Origin of the sequence: Stenotrophomonas sp. HMWF003 (assembly GCF_003061285.1) — a bacterium.
Taxonomy (GTDB): domain Bacteria; phylum Pseudomonadota; class Gammaproteobacteria; order Xanthomonadales; family Xanthomonadaceae; genus Stenotrophomonas; species Stenotrophomonas maltophilia_AP.
In genome coordinates this window covers 4,680-11,831 of the sequence record NZ_QAIW01000386.1, presented here as the reverse complement: position 1 = coordinate 11,831, position 7,152 = coordinate 4,680, and the positions used below count along the sequence as shown (strand labels likewise).

At 65.8% G+C, this 7,152-nt stretch carries 9 protein-coding genes, 1 tRNA gene and 1 pseudogene; 4 read left to right on the top strand and 7 right to left on the bottom strand.

What is annotated here, in order from left to right; all coding sequences use genetic code 11:
• Positions 1-256, top strand: a 256-nt coding sequence (locus DBR34_RS16600; protein ID WP_219928323.1) for a hypothetical protein, incomplete at its 5' end; no start/stop codon positions are given.
• Between the two features lie 10 nt (positions 257-266).
• Here the strand turns inward: DBR34_RS16600 and DBR34_RS16595 are convergent.
• The 3 genes from DBR34_RS16595 to DBR34_RS16585 all read right to left on the bottom strand — a co-directional run bounded on the left by DBR34_RS16595 (position 267) and on the right by DBR34_RS16585 (position 3,025).
• The gene (locus tag DBR34_RS16595) at positions 267-1,157 is read right to left on the bottom strand and encodes an NAD(P)-dependent oxidoreductase (RefSeq protein WP_128097616.1); all 891 of its coding nucleotides are present in this window, start codon (positions 1,155-1,157) and stop codon (positions 267-269) included.
• 123 nt (positions 1,158-1,280) lie between these two features.
• A complete protein-coding gene (locus tag DBR34_RS16590; RefSeq protein ID WP_128097615.1) occupies positions 1,281-1,805 on the bottom strand; it encodes a hypothetical protein in 525 nt (174 codons plus the stop codon).
• A complete protein-coding gene (locus DBR34_RS16585) occupies positions 1,802-3,025 on the bottom strand; it encodes a PAAR domain-containing protein (RefSeq protein WP_128097614.1) in 1,224 nt (407 codons plus the stop codon). Before DBR34_RS16585 ends, DBR34_RS16590 begins: the two co-directional genes overlap by 4 nt.
• A gap of 238 nt (positions 3,026-3,263) precedes the next feature.
• Between DBR34_RS16585 and DBR34_RS16580 the strand changes: the two genes are divergently transcribed.
• The gene (locus DBR34_RS16580) at positions 3,264-4,112 is read left to right on the top strand and encodes a hypothetical protein (RefSeq protein ID WP_128097613.1); all 849 of its coding nucleotides are present in this window, start codon (positions 3,264-3,266) and stop codon (positions 4,110-4,112) included.
• 136 nt (positions 4,113-4,248) lie between these two features.
• Here the strand turns inward: DBR34_RS16580 and DBR34_RS16575 are convergent, their stop codons facing one another.
• A complete protein-coding gene (locus DBR34_RS16575) occupies positions 4,249-4,611 on the bottom strand; it encodes an ankyrin repeat domain-containing protein (protein ID WP_128097612.1) in 363 nt (120 codons plus the stop codon).
• A 297-nt stretch (positions 4,612-4,908) separates the two neighbouring features.
• Here DBR34_RS16575 and DBR34_RS16570 point away from each other — a divergent pair, with 297 nt between their 5' ends.
• Together DBR34_RS16570 and DBR34_RS16565 are read left to right on the top strand one after the other, a co-directional pair.
• Positions 4,909-5,568 carry a DUF6058 family natural product biosynthesis protein gene (locus DBR34_RS16570; protein WP_128097611.1) on the top strand — a complete coding sequence of 220 codons (660 nt, stop codon included), beginning with the start codon at positions 4,909-4,911 and terminating at the stop codon, positions 5,566-5,568.
• Between the two features lie 60 nt (positions 5,569-5,628).
• Positions 5,629-5,952, top strand: coding sequence for a hypothetical protein (locus DBR34_RS16565; RefSeq protein WP_219928322.1), 324 nt, complete (start codon positions 5,629-5,631; stop codon positions 5,950-5,952).
• A gap of 134 nt (positions 5,953-6,086) precedes the next feature.
• Here the strand turns inward: DBR34_RS16565 and DBR34_RS16560 are convergent.
• From DBR34_RS16560 to DBR34_RS23540, 3 genes and pseudogenes are all read right to left on the bottom strand, one after another.
• Positions 6,087-6,162, bottom strand: a tRNA-Lys gene (locus DBR34_RS16560).
• A gap of 74 nt (positions 6,163-6,236) precedes the next feature.
• On the bottom strand, positions 6,237-6,902 hold the full coding sequence (gene queC, locus DBR34_RS16555; protein ID WP_128097609.1) for a 7-cyano-7-deazaguanine synthase QueC: 666 nt from the start codon (positions 6,900-6,902) through the stop codon (positions 6,237-6,239).
• A 107-nt stretch (positions 6,903-7,009) separates the two neighbouring features.
• A pseudogene (locus DBR34_RS23540) lies at positions 7,010-7,152 on the bottom strand (7-carboxy-7-deazaguanine synthase QueE); the annotation flags it as partial.

The window sequence follows — 7,152 nt, the reverse complement described above, 5'->3', positions numbered from 1 at the left end:
CCGGATCGCACGCGTGGTCGGCAGCACGACCGGCGGCTACGGCTGCGGCTTCATGAGTCCGCCGCCACCGCGCGTTTTGCCGCACTCACAGCTGCGCATGCGCATCCCGAACTGCGTGCGCCTGCGCGCCGATGGCAGCGACGAAGTGGCCGGCATCTCACCGGACCTGCCCATCGACATGCCTGCCAATGCACCGGCCCGCGCCCGCGCGCAACGGGTGCTGGATGAAGTGGGCGCGGACCTGGCCCGGCACTGACCCGCAGCGGTCAACCCACCGTGCAATCCGCGTCGCGCATCGGATGCGGCAGCACTTCGATGGAGTGCTCGTCCAGCTGCGCCAGCACCGCTTCCGGGCCACGCTGGCTACGCCAGCCCAGGCCGATGCTGGCCGCGGTGGCGTCGTGGATGCGGTCGATCACCGGCAGCGCCCAGCCGCGCCGGTCGTACTCGGCCAGCCACTGCGGGCAGCGCCGCGCCAGGACCGCGCGCGGCTCAGTGACCAGCCGTTCGCAGTCTTCCGGGCCGAACGGCGTGGCGCCGCTGGCGATATAGCGCTGGAACATGGGCCCGGTGTTGCGCAGGGCCGCCGCGTGCGCATCGGCCACGTCGCGCACGTCGATGCCGCGATGCAGGCGATACAGCAGCATGCGCTGGGCGGTTTCAGGGAAGCACCGCGACATCCGGATCACCCGCACCTGGAAGCCGGGGCTGGCCGCCTCCTCCAGCCAGTGCTCGGCCGCCAGCTTGGAGCGGTGGTAGACCGTGCGTGGTTGCGGCACGGTGCGCTCATCGATCCACGTGCAGCGCCCCGGCACGATCGCATGGCCGTACAACGCGGTGGTGCTGGTGAACACGAAGCGCGACACCCCGGCATCGCGGGCCAGCATCGCCAGGGTGCGGGTACCTTCCACATTGATGCGATGAAATTCGGTGTCGGACATCAGCCCCACATGCGGAGCGTGCAGCGCGGCGCAATGGATCACCGCATCCACGCCCACCAGCGCCGTGCGCAGCGTGCGCACATCGGTGATATCGGCCACGTACCGCGTGGTATTGAAGGGGCTGCGGTCAACCCCGACCACCTCGTGCCGTGCGGACAGCGCGCCGAAGATCGCGCGCCCCACCCGGCCTGAACTTCCTGTCAGGAGAATCTTCACTGTGTGGCACTTGGTCAGCGCCCGGGAGCTACCGGGATGACTTGATTGTAGCCAGAGTCGGCGCCCGGGCGTCCACCGTTGCGGCCTGCCGGACGTCGGAATCGTTGTACCTTCGGCGCGCGCTCAGCGCCCGGCCCGGCCCACTGGCTGTGCAGCGGACCCGCACGCGTCCCAGCGCAGCGTGCCATCCCTGCCCTGCAGGACGGCGTTGACCGTCGGTGCACCGCCTGAATCCACCACGCAGAAGTACCCGTTGAACCAGCGCGATTGCGGTGCCCCGCGCTTGGCCGGCGCACTGCCCCACAGTTCCACCTGGTAGCGCTTGCCAGGCTGCAGGCGCGGCGGTGGTGACGTGCCACCGTCGCCGTAGCGCAGGCATTGATCCGGGGCCAGCGTGGGTTCGGCCTGGCCATCGCGCAGGAAATCACGTTCCCAGATCGCCGCACCGCCCGAACCGACCTCCATCACCGACACCCCGGTTATCTTCGCGGGCGCGTCGCCTTCGCGGGCGGCGGGCACGCCGAAACAGGGAACGCCCTGCTGCTCCTTGACCAGCGCCTGCTGATAGCGGCCGGCGGGCGAGGCGCAGCTGGCCAGGCCCGGCACCAGCACGCCGATCAACAGCAGGGAAACATGCAGACGGCTCATTGCGTGGTCCTGGGCAGGTTGCTCTTGTCACTGCGAGCGGCAAGGAAGGGCTGCAGGGTGCGTTCGAGCTGCGCACCGATATCGGGCACCGTACGGTAACGCACATTATTCATGCGTGACTGGGAGCCGCGGAAGGCCACCAGAAAATAGTCCGCCAACATGTCGCCCTGCGCTTCCATGTTGTAGTCGGGGAACAGGCGGATCTCATCCAGCACGTAGTCGTAGCTCATGTTGGGGCGCGGCGCGCGGACCAGTTTGACGTTGTAACCGAGCTGGTACTGCCAGACATGCGTCATTTCATGGATGAAGAACTGCTGGAAGCTGACGCTGTCGGTCGAATAGTCGTCCTTGTAGATACCCTTCGGGAAATACATCTCCCCGTTGGGTGTCACCGCGGTGTCCTTGTTCTGGAACCCGAAGAACATCCAGTAGCCGTGGTTGTGGACCTTCACCTGGGCGTAGTCGACTGCATCACCAAAGACCAGGCGGGCCATGTCGATCTCTCCCGACGTCAGGCCGCGCTCGTGGCCGGGCGCGGTAACCGGGGCGATCGACGTGCCCAGCGCCTCCGATGTGGTCACCACGCCGTCGACGTCGAAAACCTCCATGTCTTCGCTGCCGTCCGGCGCCACGCGCGCGCAGCAACCGACCGGTTGTGCGGGCGCGCGCAGTTCCGCGCGCACGATGGTCTGGCTCTGCTCTGTCGAGACGCGCGTGGTTTCTCCTTGGGCATCGGTGGTTCCAGATACCGTGCGGCCATCGGCCAGATGCAGGGTGTAAGGCACCTCAGCCAACGGCGTCCCCCCTTTGCCAACGAAGCGGATTGCCTGATCGAACGTCGCCGCCGAGGCCATCACAGCTTTCAGGGCACCTGCTGCGCCGGCCGCCGCTTGTCCCGCCCCCGCGGCGGCGCCGGTTCCTGCGCCAGCGGCGCTGCCCGCGGCTGCACCACTTTCAGCGAAGACATTGGCCTGCTGGCCAGAGAGCACGCGACACCCGCAGGCCAACGCGCAACCGTGCAAGGCCACGGGCTGTCCATCCACCAGGATCGTGATATCCCCGTCGATAATGGGGAAAATACCCTTGTGCAGCCTCGGGCAGGTGGCCTTGTCGCCTATCCGGGCAACCCCCATTCCCATGATGTCGGTTTCATTCGATGCCGTGATGACCTGCCCGCCACTGCTGGTGGGGTCTCCCATCACAATCCAGTTCCGTGCCATGGCGCCTTCCTTGGATACGTCAGAGTAAATGGAGGGAATAATCACCTACTGCTTTATCACGCGGATTGAACACCAAACCGCGCGCCTGATCACAAAACCGACTATACATAATCCCCGTGGGAGGCAAGGGAGGCTTCCGCCCCGGCAGGAAGCCGCGCAGCGCATTGTCCCCGCGGTTGCCGGCATGCGCCCGGCTCCCTACCCTGCGTGCGGAATCGATCCCAGGAATGCGCCACGGATGAGCGGCACCCCAGTTTTTTCATTCGCCCGACGTTGGGCGTCGCGCGCGCCTGCACGGACACCGCTGCCACTTGGCGCAACGTTCCTTGCAGCGCTGTTGGCCGTGGCGCCCGCCAGGGCCAACGACATCCCGCCGCAGTTCATGACGCAGTACGAAGCCGCGCGCGACTACCTGCACCTGATCCAGGCGGCCGAGGCTGCCAATGCGCCGACGCAGCTGGACAGCGCCGACGCCATGCAGTTGCTGGCGGCGATCACCCACCGCGATGCGATCCTCGCGCCGGACTACGTACCCGCCGATCTTGGCCTGCTGGTCAACGCGTGCGAGTACGGTAAAACCGTGTCCACCCGGCTGATGCAGTTTGGACTGGCCGCGATGCCCGTCGCCGTACGCATCCACCCCGGCGAGCAGGCAAGCCTTCACCGCCGCAATGCAGAACGTTTCCAACCACAGCTGGACCTGCTGCTGCCTTACCTGCTGCGCTGCGGCGCACGGATTCAGCCGCTGTTGGACCAATGGCTTACGGTTGCCACGCCCGACGAACGGGCCGCGCTGGGACCTGACGGGACCGATACCCTGCGCCGCAACGCGCAACGCCAGTACCTGGATATGCTCGAGACAATGCGCGCGCAGCCTGCCGATAGCGCGCTGAGGCACACCCTGGTCCGCGCACTGGCCGAGACGGCGGCTCCCTACGCGCGCATGCTGCAGCCGGCGCAGCGACTGCCTGTGCACGACGCCTTGAAAGACGCGCGCAAGCAGATGGATGAAAACGACGCCGCACTGCTCCAGCAGGCCGTTGTGGCGTTCAGCGCCGACGGGTGCGGAACACTGTGCGCCTCCTGATCCAGCGGCGGAGCACCGCAGTTGATTACGGCATCCACGCCCACGCCACGCGCACTGTCCACATGTCCAATGGGTAACGCTTGCCACGCTGCAGGCGCATGCCTGCTACCTGCGCGTTCGCCCTAAGGCCTCGGCTCTACTCTCTATCGCTCAAGTGCGCCGCGATTTCTGTCTCACCAAGCAAAGAGGCCAACTGTCCCGGCGTCTCTCCCGCTTCGTTTCTTATTCCTCTGTGTGCGCCGTGACGCAGCAGCCACTCCACTGCTTCGTACTTGCCCTGTTCGACCGCATTGTGCAACGGAGTGTATCCATGCTCGCCAGCGCTATTCACATCTGCACCGGCACCCAGCAGCGTCTCGAGCTCCTCGATTGAGCCCCGTGTTGCAGCAACGTTCATCGGCATATCACCAAACGCACTCGCCTGATCAACGCGCGTGATTCTGATGCCAATGAATTCGGGAAGCTCCCGATACAGCGAGAGAAGAAGATTTAGCTCCATTGCTACTCACAGTGCCCTGAGCAATTCAACAGTATGAAAGAGTCAAGATTCATCACCGAACAACCACGCCGCCATACCCCAACCATAATCGCCTCCATGCTGAATTTCGTTGTAATTAGAGCCCACGCTGTTCAGATCCATTGCGCTTCCCGTCACACTTGCAGCAGTGTTGCGAAGCATGGGAAAGGGTTTGGGGGCGTTGCCCGCTGATGCGGCAGGGGCAGGCGGCGGATCCTCCGTGCGCGCGCGCGTTCGACTACCCTCCGTACGCTACAACTTTTTCCTGATGGAGGTCCCATGCTGCTGGATGCGTACCTGCGCGATCACTTTGTCGACACATCCACCTGCGCTGCGCTGGCAGGCATCACCGTGCAACGTCTGGACGCGCTGATTGCAGCCGAGGCCATTCCCGCGCCGACGTACCGTTGCAACGCGGGGACGATCCACTCGGCCGCGTTCGGAGCGATCGACACCGATTCGCTGGTATCCGGTGCGTTCTTCCGCCCCGAATGCACCCGCTGGGTCCGCATCGCCGCAGACGCCGCCGTGGGTGAGGAGCGCGCAGCCGTGCTTTCGACGTTGGCGGGCGAACTGGCGGCGTATCTGCACACCTGCGGCGACGACGCGCGCTTGGTGGACGCAAAGGTGGACGCGCTGCTTCCCCACTTCTTCAACGGCACATTCGGCCTGTGCGTCGCCGACCCGTCCAGTGGCAAGGGCATTGCGCGAAAAGAGGTGCTGCAGGAAACCCTGGTTGCGTTGACCTGCAACGGAGGCGACCCCGCTCCGCCCGGCATCGCAGCTGGCGAACTGCTGGCGTTGATCGATGATTACGCCGAGTCCGCAATGCCCTTCTCGCCTGCCGAGTACGCGCGCAGCAGCAGGAAGCGGCTGGTGGAGGACCTGCGTCCACGCGTGCTCGGCGCCCATCAGGCCACGCAGGAAGGGGCGATATAGCGCTGCGGCAGGCCGCGACGTGCTCCCAGCGGGGTGCATCACCGCAGCAAGGAGATGGGGATGTCAGCGGAGTTCGTGCTGTCGTTTGACGACAGGGGGTGGTATGCGTCCCATCGGGACGGGCTGAAGCGGCAGATAACCCGGCTTGAGACGTTTTCCAGCTGTGTTGGCGCGCATGAGTTCCGCCTGGTGGGCACCGAGCCGAGGGGCGCGGATGCGTGGTGCTACGACGTACGCCTGTTCCTGGAAGACGACCGTGTGTTTCTGGAGATCAGTGCTCACCCTGCCAGCATCGAAGCGGACCTTGCACAGCTGTTTGGCTGGGTCCGCAGCTGTACCGGGATGTCGGTGGACGATGAGGATGGCGCGCCGTCCGGCTGGTAGCACAGAGGCGCTGCGCTGCAGTGGCACGCCTTTCAGCTCCGGCCGTGCCGTCGCGCGGCGATAGTGCCGCGCACGCAGTGAAGGGGCCCGACCACAAAAAAGGCGCCCGGTGGGCGCCTGATTCGTTGCTGCAATGGTGGGCCGTGATGGATTCGAACCATCGACCAAAAGATTAAAAGTCTTCTGCTCTACCAACTGAGCTAACGGCCCATTACATGCCCCGGCATCGCTGCCGGGGGTGCGCATTCTAACCCACAAGGCGCTCAGGCGAAACCATCTATCGCTCAGGCGTAACGGGTCGGGTCGGCCACGCCGGCATCGGTGAAGCCCTGCGCGCGCAGGCGGCAGGCATCGCAGTGGCCGCAGGCCGCGCCGGTGGCGTCGGCGTTGTAACAGGACACGGTCAGGCCGAAGTCCACGCCCAGGCGCACGCCTTCACGCACGATGTCGGCCTTGCTCAGGAACTGCAGCGGCGCGTGCACCTGGATGCCCGCGCCTTCGACGCCGGCCTTGGTGGCCAGGTTGGCCAGGGCCTGGAAGGCGGCGATGAACTCGGGGCGGCAATCGGGGTAGCCGGAGTAGTCCACGGCGTTGACGCCGCAGAAGATGTCGCTGGCGCCCAGCACTTCGGCCCAGCCCAGCGCGACCGACAGCATGATGGTGTTGCGTGCCGGCACGTAGGTGACCGGAATGCCCTCCCCGCCCGCTTCGGGTACGTCGATGTCATCGGTCAGGGCCGAGCCGCCGATGCTGCGCAGGTCGACGTTGACGGTCTTGTGCGCCACCACGCCCTGCGCCTGGGCGACCGCGGCGGCCGCATCCAGTTCGGAGGTGTGCCGCTGGCCATAGCGCACGCTGAGCGCATGCACGGCGAAGCCCTGTTCCTGGGCGATGGCGATGACGGCGGCGGAGTCCATGCCGCCGGACAGGAGGACGACTGCTTTTTTCATGAGGGGTGTTTCCGGTGGGTTGCGGGAGCCAGCACGCTGTCCCGCGCCGGGATGAAAACGGGAAAAAGAGGCGTGGCGCGCGGGCGTCGCGCGCTCGCCAGCCGGCCTCAGCGGCCGGGTTCGTCGTTCCAGAGCAGCTTGTGCAGCTGCATCTGGAAGCGCACCGGCAGGCGGTCTTCGACGATCCAGTCGGCCAGCTGGCGCGGGCTCACCTGGTCCTTGCTGGGCGAAAACAGCACCATGCTGCGCT

Coding starts and splice junctions, on each gene's coding strand:
- DBR34_RS16575 (WP_128097612.1), bottom strand. CDS start 4,611: ATGGAGCTAAATCTTCTTCTCTCGCTGTATCGGGAGCTTCCCGAATTC.
- DBR34_RS16565 (WP_219928322.1), top strand. CDS start 5,629: ATGTCAGCGGAGTTCGTGCTGTCGTTTGACGACAGGGGGTGGTATGCG.
- DBR34_RS16580 (WP_128097613.1), top strand. CDS start 3,264: ATGAGCGGCACCCCAGTTTTTTCATTCGCCCGACGTTGGGCGTCGCGC.
- DBR34_RS16570 (WP_128097611.1), top strand. CDS start 4,909: ATGCTGCTGGATGCGTACCTGCGCGATCACTTTGTCGACACATCCACC.
- DBR34_RS16590 (WP_128097615.1), bottom strand. CDS start 1,805: ATGAGCCGTCTGCATGTTTCCCTGCTGTTGATCGGCGTGCTGGTGCCG.
- DBR34_RS16585 (WP_128097614.1), bottom strand. CDS start 3,025: ATGGCACGGAACTGGATTGTGATGGGAGACCCCACCAGCAGTGGCGGG.
- queC (WP_128097609.1), bottom strand. CDS start 6,902: ATGAAAAAAGCAGTCGTCCTCCTGTCCGGCGGCATGGACTCCGCCGCC.